The 17,241-nt window shown below is 68.6% G+C and carries 15 protein-coding genes; 1 reads left to right on the top strand and 14 read right to left on the bottom strand.

The features are described 5' to 3' along the window. Positions 1 to 138 precede the first annotated feature (138 nt). Entirely contained in the window at positions 139 to 1,164 is a 1,026-nt protein-coding gene (locus BLW81_RS07435; protein WP_083410376.1) for a phosphodiester glycosidase family protein, read from the top strand. Here the strand turns inward: BLW81_RS07435 and BLW81_RS07430 are convergent. The 14 genes from BLW81_RS07430 to BLW81_RS07365 form a co-directional block, all read right to left on the bottom strand. Continuing rightward, positions 1,161 to 3,710, bottom strand: a complete 2,550-nt coding sequence (locus tag BLW81_RS07430) for a hypothetical protein (RefSeq protein WP_083406638.1) — start codon at positions 3,708 to 3,710, stop codon at positions 1,161 to 1,163. The two genes, BLW81_RS07435 and BLW81_RS07430, sit on opposite strands and share 4 nt — an antisense overlap. Before the next feature lie 144 nt (positions 3,711 to 3,854). Next, entirely contained in the window at positions 3,855 to 4,628 is a 774-nt protein-coding gene (locus BLW81_RS07425; protein WP_083406637.1) for a fructosamine kinase family protein, read from the bottom strand. Between the two features lie 2 nt (positions 4,629 to 4,630). Continuing rightward, a complete protein-coding gene (locus BLW81_RS07420) occupies positions 4,631 to 5,461 on the bottom strand; it encodes an SDR family NAD(P)-dependent oxidoreductase (protein ID WP_083406636.1) in 831 nt (276 codons plus the stop codon). Between the two features lie 9 nt (positions 5,462 to 5,470). Then, a complete protein-coding gene (locus BLW81_RS07415) occupies positions 5,471 to 6,151 on the bottom strand; it encodes a YoaK family protein (RefSeq protein WP_083406635.1) in 681 nt (226 codons plus the stop codon). An 11-nt stretch (positions 6,152 to 6,162) separates the two neighbouring features. After that, positions 6,163 to 6,972: a mammalian cell entry protein gene (locus BLW81_RS07410; protein WP_083406634.1), complete on the bottom strand. Its 810-nt coding sequence runs from the start codon at positions 6,970 to 6,972 to the stop codon at positions 6,163 to 6,165. Then, the gene (locus BLW81_RS07405) at positions 6,939 to 7,490 is read right to left on the bottom strand and encodes an Rv1363c family protein (protein ID WP_083406633.1); all 552 of its coding nucleotides are present in this window, start codon (positions 7,488 to 7,490) and stop codon (positions 6,939 to 6,941) included. The genes BLW81_RS07410 and BLW81_RS07405 overlap by 34 nt, the downstream gene beginning before the upstream one ends. Further along, complete coding sequence (locus BLW81_RS07400; protein ID WP_083406632.1) at positions 7,487 to 8,458, bottom strand: RDD family protein; 972 nt, start codon at positions 8,456 to 8,458, stop codon at positions 7,487 to 7,489. The genes BLW81_RS07405 and BLW81_RS07400 overlap by 4 nt, the downstream gene beginning before the upstream one ends. Next, positions 8,455 to 9,087 (bottom strand): Rv1363c family protein, encoded by a 633-nt coding sequence (locus tag BLW81_RS07395; protein ID WP_083406631.1) that lies wholly within the window; start codon positions 9,085 to 9,087, stop codon positions 8,455 to 8,457. Before BLW81_RS07395 ends, BLW81_RS07400 begins: the two co-directional genes overlap by 4 nt. Further along, positions 9,057 to 10,622, bottom strand: a complete 1,566-nt coding sequence (locus BLW81_RS07390; RefSeq protein ID WP_083406630.1) for a virulence factor Mce family protein — start codon at positions 10,620 to 10,622, stop codon at positions 9,057 to 9,059. Before BLW81_RS07390 ends, BLW81_RS07395 begins: the two co-directional genes overlap by 31 nt. Positions 10,623 to 10,625: 3 nt before the next feature. Next, positions 10,626 to 11,777 (bottom strand): virulence factor Mce family protein, encoded by a 1,152-nt coding sequence (locus tag BLW81_RS07385; RefSeq protein WP_083406629.1) that lies wholly within the window; start codon positions 11,775 to 11,777, stop codon positions 10,626 to 10,628. Continuing rightward, a complete protein-coding gene (locus BLW81_RS07380) occupies positions 11,774 to 13,426 on the bottom strand; it encodes a virulence factor Mce family protein (protein WP_083406628.1) in 1,653 nt (550 codons plus the stop codon). The genes BLW81_RS07385 and BLW81_RS07380 overlap by 4 nt, the downstream gene beginning before the upstream one ends. A gap of 13 nt (positions 13,427 to 13,439) precedes the next feature. Then, positions 13,440 to 15,005, bottom strand: a complete 1,566-nt coding sequence (locus tag BLW81_RS07375; protein WP_083406627.1) for a virulence factor Mce family protein — start codon at positions 15,003 to 15,005, stop codon at positions 13,440 to 13,442. Beyond that, the gene (locus BLW81_RS07370; protein WP_083406626.1) at positions 15,002 to 16,033 is read right to left on the bottom strand and encodes a virulence factor Mce family protein; all 1,032 of its coding nucleotides are present in this window, start codon (positions 16,031 to 16,033) and stop codon (positions 15,002 to 15,004) included. The genes BLW81_RS07375 and BLW81_RS07370 overlap by 4 nt, the downstream gene beginning before the upstream one ends. After that, complete coding sequence (locus BLW81_RS07365) at positions 16,030 to 17,241, bottom strand: MCE family protein (RefSeq protein ID WP_083406625.1); 1,212 nt, start codon at positions 17,239 to 17,241, stop codon at positions 16,030 to 16,032. The genes BLW81_RS07370 and BLW81_RS07365 overlap by 4 nt, the downstream gene beginning before the upstream one ends.

Below are 17,241 nucleotides of genomic sequence, written 5' to 3'. Positions count from 1 at the left end.
ATGCCGCTGTGACGCAAGTTGACTGTGTTCAGGGTGTGATTAATGTTGTTTGGGCTTTGCTGACTCCACGAAGGGGCGACCGTGTCCTCGACAACCGCAAACATCCGGCGCTTCGCGGCATCTGCCGCGGTGCTGCTGATGTGCGCGGTGATGTCGACGACGGCCGGCGTGCCCAGCGCGGGCGCCGCCAGCGCGCGGGAACTGCTGGCCGCCGCGATCGCCAACACCCGCGGGTCGTACCTGGTCTACAACTTCGGGGGCGGGCACCCCGCACCGATGCTCAACGCCGGCGGCAACTGGTACGAGATGGGCGGCGGCGGTCGCCTGATGATCATCAAGTCGGCGTCGACCCGGTTGGCGCCGCGGCTACTTGTCGACTCGCACAAGGGTTTTCAAGCGCGGTGCGAGCGAGACCCACGCGCCCGCACCGGCGAGGGGCTGTGGCAGGCCTCTGAGATCTTCACGCCGCTGCAGGCGTGGCAGGCGCTCGGCCAACCGACGATCGCGATCAACGCGAACTTCTTCGACGTCCGCGGGCAGAAGGGCGGCTCGTGGAAGTCGACCGGATGCAGTTCGCCGCTCGGCGCCTACGTCGACAACACCCGCGGGCAGGGCCGTGCCAACGCCGCGGTGACCGGCACCATCACCTACGCGGGCAAGCAGGGCCTGTCCGGCGGCAACGAGCACTGGAAGGCGCTGTCGACGATGATCCTGCCGGTCGGCGGCGCCCCGTATGTGGTGCCGCCGAAGAGCCCCGACGACTACGACGCGGCCTCCCCGGTGATCCAGGGACTGGTCGACAAGGGGGCGAGGTTCGTCGCGGTGGCGGGCATCGGCCTGCTCTCGCCGGACGACACCGGGCAACTCAACGACGGCGGCCCCAGCGCGGCCCGCACCGCGCTCGCCTATGCCCGGGACAAGGACGAGATGTACGTCTTCCAGGGCGGCAGCTACACCCCGGACCAGATCCAGGACCTGTTCCGCGGATTGGGCAGCGACACCGCGGTGCTGCTCGACGGCGGCGGATCCTCGGCGATCGTGCTGCGCCGCGACACCGGCGGCATGTGGACGGGCGCGGGCGTGCCCCGCGGATCGTGCGACACCCGTCAGGTGCTGTGCGATTCGCGGGAACGCGCGCTGCCGAGTTGGCTCGCCTTCAACTAGGCAGCCGCGTCGCCGGAGTCTCCATCGCTGCTGTCGGCACCGTTGTTGTCGGCACCGCCGTCGGTGTTCGACGTGTCGGTGTCCGGCTTGGCGTGCCGCGGCGCGTCGGTGACCGACGAGACCGAGCGGCCGTTGCCGGGCTTGGCGTGCTTGGGCCCGAACTTGTTGCCGCTCTTGATGTCTGCCTTGTTGTCGGCCGCCTCGTCGTCGGCGCCCTCGTCGTCGGCGGGTTCCTCGTCGGCAGGGTCCTCCTCGTCGGCGGGCTCTTCGTCGGCGGGTTCCTCGTCGGCAGGGGCCTCCTCGTCGGCGGGCTCTTCGTCGGCGGGGTCCTGCTCCTCGACCTTCTGCTGGTCCTCACCCTGGTCGCCGTCGATCTCACCGGCCGGTTCCTCCTCGGATCCGTCGGGCGTCTTGTCGTCGACGACGTCTCCGTCCGCACCCTCGGCGCCCTCGCCGCCCAGCGACGGGTCCTCGGTGTCGACCTTGAGCATGCGGGCGCCCGAGTCCGGCAGCGACGTCGCCTCGGCCAACCCGCTGCGCTGAGCCGTCGTCGCCGCGGTCGAGAGTCCACCGAGCCCGCCGAGCAGACCGCCCAGCAGCCCGCCGACCACGTTGTTGACGAGGTCTTCGAGCCCGCCGAGCAGGCCACCGCCCAGCAGCCCGCCGAGCCCGCCGCCGATGCCACCGCCACCGGCCGGTGTGCCGCCCAGGCCGCCGCCGAGCAGGCCGCCCAGGTTTCCGGTGGTGAGCAGGTTGAGCAGGTTGCTGATGACGTTCGGCGTACCGGTCGTCGGGTTGCCGCTGAAGAACTCCTTCTGGATGCCGGCGACGAGCTGGTTGAACACCACGCCGGGCACCGCGCTCCAGTTGACGTTCGGGAACGAGAAGAACGGCGTCGGGATGCCCGCCTCGGTGAGCGTGCGCTCATAGGCGCCCGTCTCCGGGTTGTAGACGACGTCGGTGTAGCCGAGGTTCACCAGGCTGGTCAGCGCCGGCGCCAGCGCGTTCGCCACCAGGCTGAACGGGTTCACCCGCGCCAGCGCGCCTAGCGTCACGATGTTGACGACATCGGCCGCCAGGTACAGCGGCTCGAGCAGCGGCAGCGTGGCCGACGGCAGCGTCAGGTACAGGTTGATTCCCAGCGGGCCGCTGAGCACCGGCCCGAGGATGTCATCGAGCTGCGAGAGGATCTGCTCGGTGACCGTGTCTAGCGTGATGCCGCGCAGCATGTAGGTCGGCAGCATGCCCGCAAGCAGGTTGTTGGCCAACGAGAACGGGTTCGGCCACGCCGCGAAGTCGGACAGGATGTCGTACTGGATCGCCCCGTCGACCTTGATCGGCAGCAGGTTGGCGCCGCCGAGCGACAGCCCTGTGTTCAGCAGCGGGATGCCACCCGAGTGCGACGCGTAGGTGTCCTCGGTGACGGTGTCGATGCCGAACAGCCGCATCAACGGGTACAGCCGCGCCGCCAGACCGCCGTTGGCGCGGCCGGGATTCTGCAGCAGGATCAGCGGCAGCACCGTGAAGCTGCCCAGCAGCGCGTCCTGCGCGTTCGGGCTCAGGCCGCCCGGCTGGTTCGCCAGATTGTCGAGGACCTGCCGGTAGGCGTCGCCGGCGGCGAAGGCGCCCATGCCGATACCGACGGTGACCGGCACACGCACGTGCACGACCTCCGGCAGATCGATCGGCGGGTTCTGAAGGATGCCCCGCAAGCCGTTCAATACCGGATTCAGCAGCGTGCCGAGCAACGGGTTTTGCGCCAGCACGGCGGTGACCCGGCCGACCAGGTCGTCCACCAGATCGAGACCCCCCACGGCGAGATACGGGGTGCCGTCGATCTCATCGGCGACCGAGTTCGGCAGCGACGGCACCCAGCCCAGGTCGACGCCGAGCAGCTTCAGCGCGGTGAAGATCGGGCTGGCCGTGATGACGTTGAGCCCCGGGATGTCGAGGTTCGCGAGGTTGAGCGGATCACTGAGGTCCAGGCCGACCAGACCGAGCAGGCCCAGCAGGGTCACTTCGCCCTCGGCGTTGGTGATCCCGAGCAGGTCCAGGACCGGAATCAGGAGACCGGCCACCGGGCCCAGGACCGTGTTCAGCACCGGGGTGATGTCGATCGGGACGGCGCCGAGGACGCCGCCCAGGATTTCGTTCAGCAGGAAGTTCGGATCACCGACGAGCTGGCCGAGCAGGCTGGGCAGGTCGAGGCCGGCGGCGTCGGCGAGCGCCGCCAGGTTGAAGTTGTCCACCACGGCGTGCAGCAGCAGATCGGAGACGAACTGCGCGAAGTCGTAGCCGACGGTGCCCAGACCGCCGGTGATGTCGGGGATCTGGTCCGGGTCGGGCCACTGGTTGACGGCCGCGAGGAGGTCGACCTTCGCGTCCATCACGCGCCTGACCTCGGGGTTTGTCAAGGCCGGAGCCGGTTCGGAGAGCGGCAGCGCGGTGACGGTCAACGCTGTCGCGGTCGCGGTGGCGGCGCCCAACGCGGCGATCTTCTGAACCTGCCCGTTGCGCTTGTGCTGCGTTCCGTGTCGTCCGGCCACGAGCAATCCTTTCCGAGGCAAAAAGCTATTGACGTGACCGTAACACTCCAGACCCCAAGGTATGGAAAGTTCACGCAAATTCTTGCCAAGACAAAGACGGCGGTGACGCGACCCTGACGCGTACTGAGCAACGTCTTGAGAGCCTCAGCTCGCGATTCGCAGCGCCCCGCGAGCGGCGTCGGCGGCCTGTTTGGCGAAGCCGCTGCCGAACAGCGCCACATGCGCCAGAAGGGGATAGAGCTGGTGCAGGGCGACGCGGTCGCGCCAGCCCGGTCGCAGCGGGCGCACGGATGCGTAGCCGTCGAGCACCGCTTCCAGGTGCGGGCAGCCGAACAGCGCCAGCATCGCCAGGTCGGTTTCCCGGTGCCCGCCGTGCGCGGCCGGGTCGATGAGCACCACACCGGTGGGGGTCCACATGACGTTCCCGCTCCACAGGTCGCCGTGCAGCCGGGCCGGCGAATCGTCGTCGTCGAAGTCACCGGCCTCGCACCGTGCCGCCACGGAGTCGACCATCGCGCGAACGTCGGGGGCGAGCAGCGGCGCCGCCCTGGCGGCCATCGGCCGTAATCGTTCGCGCGCATAGAACCGGCCCCACCGGTCGTGGCCGGTGAGTGACATCGGCAACGGCTGCTGCAGCGGACCGAAGAAGCCCACCCCGGTCCAGCCCGGCGGCGGGGAGCCGAACCGCTCGGCGCCCGCGTCGTGGGTGTGCGCCAGCCGCACACCGAACTCGCGGGCCGCCGCGCGGCGAGGCGGGATGTTCTGCAGCCGTTCGAGGGTGAGGCTGGTGTCGTCGTACGCGAGCACCCGGGCGCACGGCACGCCGCCGTCGGCGCCCGAAAGCCATTGCAGCCCAGCCGCTTCACACGTGAAGAAACCGGCCGGCGCGGACGCGTTGCGCTTGACGAACTCCCGCATCGCTACGGCTGACCGGACACCTTGCGCAGCACAATGTCGCGGACCGCGGTCGGCAATCTGGTCATCAGGGCCACCTGCACCTTGGGTGCCGCGCCGACGATGTAGCGGGCGCGGGGTCTGCGGGCGGTCAACGCCTGTGCGACGACGGCGGTGACCTTCGCGGTCGGCACGGCCATCCGCTGCGAGACGGGCACCATCTTCTTCATTCCGGCGATGTGCTTGGCGTACAGCGCGCGGTGTTCGGGAGTCAGCGCCGCCTCGACGTCGGCCACCATCGCATCGGCGGTGCGCCACATGTCGGTGTCGGTCTGGGACGGCTCGACGATGGACACCGCGATCCGCCACGGCCGCAACTCCATTCGCAGCGCATCGGCGGCCGCCTCGAGCGCGAACTTGCTCGCCGCGTAGGCGCCGAGCAGCGGCATCGACATCCTGCCGTTGACGCTGGAGATGAACACGATCCGCCCCCGCGATTCGCGCAGTCGCGGCAGCACCGCCCGGGTGACCGCCAGCTGGCCGATCACGTTGACGTCCAACTGCCTTCGCCAGTCCGCTGCGGTCACCGCCTCCATCGGTCCGCCGACGACCACACCGGCATTGTTGACCACCGCGTCCAACCGATCGGGTAGGGAACCGGCCAGCGCGGCGATCTGCTCCTCGTCGGTGACGTCGAGCAGAAGCGCCGAGATCCGTTGCGGATTCGCCCCTGTCACGCCGTCGGCGTCGTGCTGCGAGCGCACACCGGCGATCACGTTCCATCCGCGGGCGGCCATGTCCTCGGCGATGGCGCGGCCGATCCCGCGGGCGGCACCGGTGACGAGTACGGACGGCATGGCAGCAGACTAGTCGCGCGGTCGGCCGCCGTACCAGAACATCGCTCCGCTCAGCGCGATCAGCACCGCCGCCAACGCGATCACCGGCGCGACGGTGAACCGCGTCATCGTCGCGCCGACAGCGGCGCCCGCGCACATCGTCAGCACCACACCGAACCGGAGCCGCTCCCGATGTCCGGTGCCGCCCGCCAACCGGCTGTCGAACCCGATCCGCACGATCGTCGTCGTGAGCACCGTCGTGGACAGTTCCTGGATGCCGAACTGCTGGGCGGTCGCATTCTGCACGCCGAAGGTCAGTGCCAGCCCGCCGATCAGCAGCAGCTTGCGGTTGTCGTGGTAGTCGAGCACGCCCGCACCGGCCAGCGCCGCCAGCGTCGCGAGCATGACGACCTCGACGGCCATGGTGATCGCCAGCCACCGGCGGACGTGGGTGTCGAGGTGGCGGGCCAACCGCCCGCCGAGCACCGCGCCGACGACGAAGCAGATGAACGCGACGAGCGCTGCGGTGACGTCGACGCCGGAGTGCGGGACGAACCAGAAGCCGAGGAAGATCACGTTGCCGGTCATGTTCGCGACGAACACGTGCCCGAGTTCGAGCACGCTGACCGCGTCGACCAACCCGGTCGCGAACGTCAACAGCAGCAGGCACCCGACCGTCATCCGCTGCGAAACCGGCGATTCGACGGCCATGCTGGGGCGGCCTACAGCTGCGGGGTGAGGTCCAGCGAGGTGATGGTCGACATCCGGGTGATCAACCACTTCGCGTCGCGGCGCTCCATCGTCAGCCGGTACGACAGGTAGCGCAGCGACGGGATGTTCTTCGTCATCGGGCTGGTGGCCACCGAGTTGGTGTAGACGATCGCGGTGGCCTCGGTCGGGGTGAGCGTCTCGACGGCCGCGCCGAGCACCTGCGTGGTGTTGGTGACCTGGGCCTGCTTGTTGGACGCGACGATCGCGTCGATGTACTTGCGGTACTCGTAGGCGAAGTCGCCGCCCAGGAAGCCGGCCGACCGGTCCGGCAGTGACTCCATGTTCTCCGGGGTGTAGGTCCACAGCGTCGAGATGGCGCTGGCGGCCGTTCGCGCGACGTCGAGTTTGGTGTCGACCTCGGCACGCTCGGCCAGGTACGGCTGCAGGGTGGCCGCCGCGAACGCGGCCGCGCCGACGAACAGCGCCGCCGCGACCAGCACGGCCGCCATGAGCCGCCGGCTCGCCGGCCGGTGCGGTACGAACGTGACCTCCTGCGGGATCACCTCGTCCTCAACGGATTCCGGTTCCGGTTCGGGTTCGGGCTCCTGTGTCCTGGCGGTGCGGGCCGCCTTGCCCATCGGTGTCTTCGGCGCGGGCTCAGGTTCCTCGGCGGCCACTTCCGCGGGTTCTGTCTGCGTGTCTTCAGCGGCCTTGGGCCGACGCGTGAACCAGCGGCGACGACGGGGTGGCGACGACGTCTCGTCGGCCGCCGCGGTGACGTCGGTGGTCAGATCACCTGAATCAGCTGGCTGATCTTCCACTGCTGTCCTTCCTTGATAGCCGTTGCCACCCAGCGGTTTCCGCTCTCGACGGTGGACTTCCCGTCCGGTGACTTGGTCGAGATCTTCGTCGCCACCAGGATGTCGGCGCTGCCGTTGTCGTTCCACCGCTGCACGCCCGCCGCCACCACGCTTCCGGTGGTGGGTTCGGCCTGGGCGACCTGGATCAGGATCTCGTTCTGTTTCTCCTTGAACATCGTGGCGAACTCACCGGTGCCCTCGTTGAGGATCCGGTCCACATAGGCGTTGGCGTTGAACGGATCCAGCGTCGTGTAGTCGGTCATGAACTCGCTGACGTAGCCGAGCGCGGCGGCGTCGCGGACCATCGCGCGCCGGTCGGTCTCGTGGCTGACCAGCATCAGCGCGCCGGCGGTGATCGCCGCGCTCATGAGCAGCGCGGTCACCACCGCGACCACCGGCAGGCCCCAGCGCCGCGGCGGTTTCGGCACCACCTCGAAGTAGTCCCGTTCGTCGGCGTCGACTCTGCGGCGCGGGCTCATTGGCCCTGCGCATTCATCTGCGGCTTCTTCAGCACCGTGAGGTTGGCGACGCGCCACTGGCCGTCGCCGGACTTCTCGAACGCCACCCGCACCGTCGCGGTGATGAACTTCAGGTCCTGCGCCTCGTTTCCGCGCTGGCCCTGCATCGCCAACAGCATCTCGGCGGTGTCGGGTGAGGCCGCGAGCACCGCGCTGCTGACCGCCCAGTACTCGTTGGACGTGCCGCCCGTCTGCTCCACCGCCTTCTGCTGTTCGATCAGCTGCGGCCGGTAGCCTTCGGTGGTCAGCGACTGGGCGCGCGAAAAGTCCTCCTGCAGGGAATCTTTCCGATAACTGAGCATCTGTTCGACGATCCGCGGGCCCTCTTCGGTGATCTGCTCGCGCGTGGTCTGCACGGCCTGCTCGTGCCGGTAGACCACCGCGTAACTCGACCCGATCGCCGCCGCGCAGATCACCGTCGCCACGATCAACGCGGTCGCGGCCATCGGTCGCACGTCACCCTTGGGACCCGGCACCCGCCGAACCTCGGTGCGCAACAACAGGTCTGCGAACGTGCGGTGGCGTCGCTCCCACAGCGGCCACAACCACCCGACGAACAACGCCGCGGTGTCGAGCAGGTGGGCGAGGTCGCGCAGCAGCAGCCGCCACACCCCGGGTGCCGACCCGTCGCGGCGCGTCACCGCGATACCGACCACCGCGCGGCCCAGCGAGAATCCTTTGATCGTCGGCAGCACAAGGCGATTCATCGCCATCGCCAGCACCACCACGGCGGCGGCCACGGTGTAGGCCCACCACAGCGAGCTGCGCTCCGGCGCGGTCAAGGCGACCAGCGCCAACGTCGCGAGCACCGCGACACCGACGAGCACGTCGATGGCGAAGGCACCGGCCCGCGCACCCCACGAGGCGACCGGGTCCTCGGCGACCCGTTCGGGCGACGTCGTCTCCGGCGCCAGGGTCGACGCCGTCACGACGTGACCTGGTCCAGCTTGGCGACCTTGTAGGTGCCCTCGTCGGGCGCCATCTGCACGCGCAACCGGTAGCCCTGCTCCTGGTCGGCGGTGTCGGAGTTGGTGACCTTCACCCGCACCGCCACCAGCACGTCGAACGAGCCGTCGTCGTTGTGCTTCTCCACGGCCGCCCGCATGTCCGACACCTGCACGGTGACGTTGGCGGCCTGGTAGGCGTCGACCAGCACGCCGGCGTACAGCGACGACTGCACGGCGAAGTCACCCGTCGAGCACTGGATGATCTTGGACTGGGCGGCGGTCATCGCGGCGGTGTCGGGCGCGTGGGTGGCCGCCACGCAGTCCTTGGCGGCCTGCAGCGCGGCTGCCTCGGCTTGCGCGCTGGCGTCGTTGCGTTGGTCGGCCTTCAACAAAAAGTAGCCGGCGACGCCCCCGCCCACCGCGAGCGCGAGCAGCGCCGCGCAGATCGAGGCGGCCATGCCGCGGCCGATCCGGGCGGGCCGGCGCTCGGCGGGCGGGTTGTCGTCTGTGGTCTGTTCTTCGGCGGTGTCCTGTTCCGGGGCTAACGGCTCGTCGGGCGTCTCATCAGCATCGGTGGGGTTCAGCTGGCGGGTGCCAGCATCTCCTTCCATCCGTCGTCTCCTGGGTTACTCGAGTTGCTGACGTTGTACTTCACGCCGTCAGGTCCGACCACCTGGCCGCTGGTCGGGCTGTACACCGCCGTGGAGCCGGGTGGCCCCGGTGCCGGAGTGTAGATGCAGGGGTTGGGTTGTTGTCCACTGCAGCTCACGCTGCCCTGTCCCGGTGGGCTCAGCGGATCGCTGACCGGCGCCGTCGAGTTCGGCGGCGGCAGGTCGGAGGCCGGTGCCGGGTTCATCCCGTTGTTCACCGACGGTGCCGGGATCACGCCGCGGCCGGGGTTCACACCCTGATCACAGCGCGCGCCGGGCGCCGGGCACGACAGGATCTGGTTCGGGTCGCCGTACCAGGGGTTGGTGCCCAGCGGGACGTAGGGCTCCTCGCTGCGGCACTCCATCGGCGTCGCCGCGCGCTTACCGGGCACGTCGACACACGGATAGTTACGCGCGCCGCGAACGACGTTGGCCTGGTAGTCCTTCGGGATCTTGCAGTAGGTGCCCCGCGGCAGCGGCGCCATACTGGTGTCGGCGGGTGAACGCCATTCGGACGCGGGCAGGAAGCCGGTCAGACAGGGCGGGGGCTGGTTGATCGACAGCGCCAACGGCAGCTGGCCCAGATCCTCGAACAGCGTGCCGGCCTGGCTGGCCGAGCTGCCCTGCGACAGGATCACCAGTGTCTGCTCGAGGCCCTTGTTGTAGCGCTTGAGCATGTCGATGACCACGGCCAGGTTGGCCAGCGTCTGCGGCAGCGAATCGCGCACACCGCTGAACACCGAGTTCACCTGGTCCAGCGTCGGCGGCGCCTGCTGCAGGCCGCTGCGCAGCGCGGCGTCCTGTTCGGCCGACTGCGCCGCGATCACGTTGAGGTTGCGGGACCACTGCTCGATGTTGTCGCCCGACCGGACCTGGCTGTCCAGGATCGGTCGCGCGTTCTCGATGATGTCGTTGACCTGCGGCAGGTTCTCCTGGAAGCCCTGCGCGATGTTGGTGGTGGAGTCGACCAACCGCTGCAGCGCCGGGCCCAAGCCACCAACGGCCTGCGACGTCTCGGTCAGCAGCGCGTCGATCTTCTCCTTGGGCAGCACCGCGAGGCCCTCGTTGGCCGCGTCGAGTGCGGGCCCGACCTCGCTGGGCACGGTGCTGTTCGTGATCGTCGATCCCGGCGCCAGGTACTGGCCGGGATTGCCGGTCGACACCAGGTCCAGGTACTGCTCGCCGATCGCCGACACCGAGTGCACGTTCGCCGAGGCGTCCGCCGGGATCTTGTAGCGGTTGTCGATGCTCATGACCGCCAGCGCGCCGCGCTCCGTCGGCTCGACCGACGTCACCTTGCCGATCTGGGTACCCCGGTAGGTGACGTTGGCTGTGCCGTACAGGCCGCCCGAGCGCGGCAGCTCGGCCTTGAGCTCGTACTGGCCGATCCCGACCATGCTCGGGATGCGCAGGTAGTACCAGCCGAGCACCACCACCGCGATGATCGTGAGGATCGTGAACAGCACCAGCTGGATCTTGATGAACCGGGTCAGCACCGCTCACTCACCCCTTTCGACCAGCGGACCGTTCGGCGCGTTGTGCGGGTTCGGCGTGAACCGCACGTCCGGGATCATCGTCGCCGGGTCGCGACCCCAGGCCTGCTCGAGTGCACGCAGCATGCCCGAGACGCCGGTGCCGCTCAGGATGCCGTTGTCGACCGCCGACAGCGTCAGGTCGACCATCAGCGACACGTTCAGGTAATCGCCGCGCACCACCTTCGGCACGTTCTCGATCGAGAACGGCGCGGTCAGCATCAGCTTGAGCGCACCCAGCAGGTACGGCGACGCTCGGCCGAGCTGCTTGAGCGGCCGCTGCAGGTTCTTGAGGTTGGTGTTCAGGTTGTCGCTCGCCGGCGCCAGTGCGTTGTCGGCGGCTTCGCTGATCCGGCCGAGCGCCTCGACCGCGTCGGCGAACAGCCCCTGGGTCTCGTTGAAATGCTTGATCAGCGGCGGGAATTCGGTCAGCACCCGGTCCAGCGTGTCGTTGCGCTGCGCGACGATCGACAGCAACCGGTCGGTCGAGTCGATGGCGCGGGTGATGTCGGCGCGCTGCTGGTTGAGTTCGTCGGTGAACACGTCCAGCTTGCCGAGGAACTCCTTGATCTGGTCGGCCCGGCCGTTGAGCACGTTGAAGATCTCGGTCTGGATGACCTCGAGGTTCTGCACCCCGCCGCCCCGCAGGATCGTCGCGATGCTGGCCAGCACCCGTTCGGTGGACGGGTAGGCCGACGCGTTGGCCAGCGGGATCGTGTCCCCGGACCGCAACCGCTCCGACGACGGGTCCGGCGGGGTGTCCAACTCGACGTGCTGGGATCCGAGCAGGCTGGTCTGGCCGATGCGCGCCAGCGCGTTCTTCGGCAGCTCGATGCCCGGCTGCAGATCCAGCGTCAGCGTCGGCACCCAGTTCTTCAGCTCGATGGAGCGCACCCGGCCGACGTAGACGTCGGCGACGCGGACCCGGCTGTTGACGTTGAGCGCCAACGTGTCCGGCATCTGCACGTACACCGTCATCCGGTCGGACCCGGTGCCCGGGCCGCCGGGCAGCGGGACGTTCGCGATGCCCTTCCACGAACTGCACGAGCTGAGCACCAGCGCGACCGCGCCCATCGCCACGACGCGCTGGGCGATCCTGCTCCACCTGCGAGCGCTCATCGCACACCTGCCTCTGCTGGGAGCGGCGGTCCCGCGGGCGCGGGCGCCGGCGCGGCCGGACCCACGTTCGGCGCCGGCACCGGGCCGACCATCGCCGCGCTGCCCGGATCACCCGGGATGACGCCCGGCGCCGGCGGCGGCGGTGGCCCCGGCTGCGGATACCACGGCGGCGGCAGCGGGTTGTTCTGGTCGAACGCGTTCGGCGGGCCGGGCAGGTTGCCGCCGCGGGTGGTGCCGAACGCCGGAGGCGCGGCCGGGATGACGCAGTTCGGTCCGCCCAGCAGCTCGGCGAGGCACTCCGGGGTCATCATGTTCGCGGTGAACGGCTGCACCTCGACGCCCTGCATGCCCGGCGCCGACACCCAGCCCTGCTCGTGGTTGCCGTGCGAGAACAACGTGTCGCGCGACCAGATGCCGGGCACCGTCGTGTCCTTGTAGCCGGGCGGCGGCTGCAGGCGCTGCTCGGAGTAGGCGATCTGCTTGGGCAGCGTCAGCGCCGACGTGAACTGGTTGACACCGAACGGCGGGAAGTTGAACTTGATCGCGTCCAGGATCGGCGCCAGGTACTGCGCGCACATCTCCGCCGACTCCTGATACCCGAGCCGGCTGCCCGCCTGGATCGAGCTACACACGAACTGCAGCGGATTGGCGAAGTTGTTGATCACCGGGATGCTCATCACGCCACCGGTGTTCGGCGAGATGATGTTCATCAGGTTCGCGCCCAGCGTCGGGAACACGTGCAGCGCGGTCTCCAGGCCGTTGCGCGGTTCGGGCTGCAGGATCGCGGTGGTCGCCTCCGACAGGTTGTTGATGTCGTGGGTGAGCACCTCGGCGTTCTCGTCGAGGAAACTGCGGGTGGTGGCCAGCAGCTGATTGAGGTCGCGCAGCGCGTCGGCGACCTCACGGTCGGTGTTGGTGAACGCGTTGGTGAACTCGGCGAGGTCGTTGTTCAGCGCGACGAACTGCTGATCGCTCTGGTGGAGTGCGTTGACGAACAAGGCCAGGCTCTTGACCACACCGAAGAAGTCGTCGCGGCCCTCGTTGAGCGCGAACAACGCCTCCGACAGGTTGTTCAGTGTCGCGTTGAGCTGCTTGCCCTTTCCGGCGAACCCGTCGGCGGCGGACTCGATGATGTCGCCGAACGGGCCTTTGGGCTGTTCGGGTGTCGGGCCCAGGTCGGTCAGGATCCGGTTGATCGAGTCGCGCAGTTCGTCGTACTCGACCGGCACCTGCGTGCGGTCCAGCGGGATGACCGCGTCGTCCTCGAGCACCGGGCCGCCGGTGTAGGGCGGGGACAGCTGGATCGTGCGCGACGCCACCAGGCTGGGGTTGAGGATCGACGCGGTGGCGTTGGCGGGCACCTTGTACTTGTTCTCGTAGTGGAAGGTGACCTTCATCTTGTCGCCCGCCGGTTCGATCTTGTCGATCGCGCCGACCCGCACGCCCATGATCTGCACCTTGTCGCCGGGATACAGCGCCAGCGTGTCGGTGAAATAGGCGACGACGGTGTTGGTCGTCAGCTTCTTGTACAGGTTGTAGCCGACGAACGCGGCCACCAAGGCCAGCACCACGATCAGCGCGCCGATGATGATGGTGGCCCGGGAAACGTTGGGCAGCTTCAGGCTTCGGACGTTGAAAATCGTTGACATGAGTCTTGTCCCCCTAACCCTGCGAACCCGGTGGGAGGAACGGCGGATTGCCCGGTAGCGGCGGCTGTCCGGCCGGCGCCAGCTGCTGACCCGGTCCCGGCACCGGCGGTGCGGGCAGGGCGGGCGGCAGCGGAGCGATGCCGGGCGTGAAGTCCGGCGGCTGCGGCGGCATCGGCCCGACCGGGACGGTGCGCGCGCCCGGCGGGGCGGGCGGCAACTGGCCGTGTGCGCCAGGCACATTCGGCGGCAGCTGGCCCGGGATCGCCGCGGCGGGCACACCCGGCGACGGCTGCGGACCGTGCGCGTTCGGGTCGGAGGTCGCCACGTTCGGCGGGCCGTAGGCCGGACCACCGAACGGTCCGACCGACAGATCTGCGCACGGCAGCGGGTTGCCCGGCGTCGGAAGTCCGTCCGCGGGCGGGGTGTACGAGCACGGCGAACCTTTGAGCACGGCGGGGCCCGGGTTCTCCGGGGTGCCCTCGATGGCGGCCGGCGACGGCGGCGGTGCGCCGTTCTCGAAGCCCTGCCCGTTGGGGTCCGGCCACTGCCAGGCCGGCAGACCCGCGTCGCGCCAGAACTTCTGGGGATCGATACCGCGCTTCTTGAACGCGGCGTCGACGAACGGCTGCAGGATCTGGCCGGGCAGCAGGTTGACGAGCATCACCTTGAAGTACGGCCCGGAGGCGACCACCTCACCGAGCGACGCGACGAAGCTGGCCACCGTGGTCAGCGTGTCCATCAGGTCGTACTGGCGGTCGCGAAGCACATCGCTGACCACCCGCAGCTGCTCGAGCACCCGGTTGAGGTTGGGATTATCGTCGATGAAACCCTTGACCTGCGTGGAGAACTCGCTGACCCGTTCGAGCAGCATGCTGACCGCGTAGTTGCGCTGGTTGATCGCGCCGAGCAGCGACTGCGCGTTGACCAGCAGCCGGTTGATCTGCTCGCTGCGGTTGCCCAGGATGCCCGCGATCTCGTTGGCGTTGCGCAGCAACTTCTTGATGTCCTCGTCGCGCTTGCCGATGGTGTCGGAGAAGCGCGCCACCCCGTCGAGGGCGGCGCTGAGATGCGGCGAGGTCTGATCGATGGTCTCGGACAACACGTTCAGCGACTCTTTGACGGTCTTGGTGTCCCAGTCCGAGGCCGCCTTCGTCACGTCGAAGAACGCGTCGTAGATCTGGTACGGCGTGGTGGTCTGGCCGAGCGGCAGTATGCCGTTGGCGCGCAACGGTTCCGAGCCGCGGGGCTCGATCTCGATGTTGCGGCGGCCGAGGATGGTGTCGGTGCGGATGGCCGCGCGGCTCTCGGTGCCGATCTGCGTGCCGTCGAGCGAGTATCCGATGACGACCTTGTCACCGTCGATCTCCATGCTGCGGACCAGCCCGACGTCGACGCCGGCGATGCGCACCTTGTCACCGGTGTTGATGCCACCGGTGTCGGAGAACTGTGCGTAGTACGTGGGCGTCGCGAACAGCATCGGCACGCTGGCGAAGCTCTGTCCGACGCCGATCACCACCACCAGGATGATGATGCCCATCAACCCGCCGCGGATGCGGTTCGACCCTTCGAGCGTCCTCATTGCGGCGTGCACCTACCCGACGGCTGGCTGAACAGTTTCACGGTGCGCACCGGACCACCCGGCTGCAGGCCGTTGAGCCGCAGCGAGATGTCGCAGGCGTAGAAGTTGAAGAAGTCGCCGTAGATGCCGCCGGCGCGCCCGATGATCTTGAACGCGGTGGGCAGCCGGGTCAGCAGGTCGTTGAGCCCGTCGCGCTGGTCGACCAGCGGCTGCTGCACGGCCTCGAGATGAGTGACGGTGCTCTGCAGCAGCGGGCGGTTGTCGGCCAGCAGATCGGCGACCGTGCCTGCGGCGTCGCTGATCTCGGCGACCGACGTGGCGATCGGATCCTTGCGGTTGTTCAACCCGGTGATCAGCCTCTCAAAATCCTGCACGGTCTCGTCGAACTGCTGCTGATGGCGAACGGTGGTGTCCAGCACCGTGTTCAGGTTCCGGATCACCTCACCGATCGCGCGGTCGCGGTCGGCCAGGGCCGAGGTCAGCGACGCGGTCTGGTCGAGGATGTCGTTGATCGTGCCGCCCTCACCCTGGAACACCGTGATGATCGACTGGGCGATCGTGTTGACCTTCTCGGGATCGAGTGCGCGGAAGACCGGCCGGAACCCGCCGATCAACGCGTCCAGGTCCAGGGCGGGCTGGGTGCGCTCGATCGGGATGGTGCCGCCGCCGGGCAGCCGCTTGTCGCTGTCGCCGCGCTTGAGTTCGAGATAGCGGTCGCCGATCAGGTTCAGGTACCGGACCTGCGCGGTGGTGCCCTCGAACAGCGGCAGCGACCGGTCGACGTCGAAGTCGACGCGGACCTGCGAGCCGCCCTCGACCAGCTCGACCTTGGAGACCTTGCCGACCTCGACGCCCGACGCGCGGACGAACTGGCCGGAACGCAGTCCGCTGGCGCTGGAGAAGATCGCCGAATAGCCGGTGGTGCGGTCGAAACGCATCTGACCGAACACCACGATGATGATCGCGGTGAACAGCAACAGCACCAGTGAGAAGGCGCCGAGCTTGATGGCGGTTCCGGTGATTTTCATGGGTTGATCGTGTTCTCCCCAACCTGGCGACCCCAGACGTACTCGATCAGGATCGGCTGGCCCAGTTCGAAGTGGTTGTACGGCGCGATCGAGGCGCCGGTGTCCATGACGAGGTAGGGCGCGGGCCACAGGTCGCGGGTGATCGGCTGCCAGCAGCCGGGCCGACCCTCGGGGCCACCGCGCGCGTTCACCCGCGGCAGGTTGTCCGGATAGACGTAGGGGTTGGCGGCGCCCATCAGCTCCGAGAGCGTGCGCAGCGAATATCCGTTGCCGCCCAACGACGCCGCGACCTTGGGCTCGACGTCGTGGTAGTTGCGGATGGTGCAGAACAGCGCCGGGCTGTACTCGTCGAGGATCTCCGACGGGCGGATCAGGTCCTCCGCGCCGCGCACCAGATACGGGCCGCCGCGCTCGAACACGTCACCGCCGGTGTTGCCGAAACCGATCGCCGCCATCAGCGCCTGGTCGATGTTGCCCTGCTGCTCGTTGAGCGTCGCGGCGGTGGTGACCGCGTTCTGCAGGCCGTCGAACAGGTCGGGCGCCGCATTGGCGTACGTCTCGCCGAGGTCGGCCAGCAGCCGGTTGTCCTCCCGCAACTGCGGCATCCGCGCGTTGACGTCGGTGAGGATCTCGTTGCCGTTGATGATCGACTGCCCGAACCGGTCACCGAGGCCGTCGAGCGCCTCGGCGGTCGCCGACAGCGTCTGGTTCAGCTTGATCGGGTCGACCTGCGACGACAGCGACACCACGGTCTCGAACAGCGTGTTGAACTCGGTGGTCACCGTCGTCACGTCGATCACGTCGTCGGGCGTGATCCGTTGCGGTGTCGGGTTTTTCGGCGACGAGAAGTTGATGTACTTGTTGCCGAAGACGGTAGTCGCGTCGATGCTGGCGTCGACGTTCTTCGGAATCAGCTTGATGTAGTCGGGGTCCACGTCGAGCGTGATCTTGGCCCGTGACTCGCCACCGACGTCGACGGCGTCCACCGAGGCCACCCGGCCGATCTCGACACCGTTGTAGGTGACCTTCGCGCCGGGGTCCATCGACAGGCCGGACCGCGCCGCGATCATCGTCAGCTGCTCGCGCGGCAGGAAGTTACCGCGGAACTGCATGTACACCAGGACGAGCGCGACGATCGTCAGCAGGGTCAGCACGAGGCCGGCCAGCTTGTAGGGCGGGGTGCGGGGATTGTTCAGCGGGGCCGTCAT

Source organism: Mycolicibacterium rutilum, from assembly GCF_900108565.1.
GTDB classification, from domain to species: Bacteria; Actinomycetota; Actinomycetes; order Mycobacteriales; family Mycobacteriaceae; genus Mycobacterium; species Mycobacterium rutilum.
This window is presented reverse-complemented; position numbering and strand designations above follow the sequence as displayed.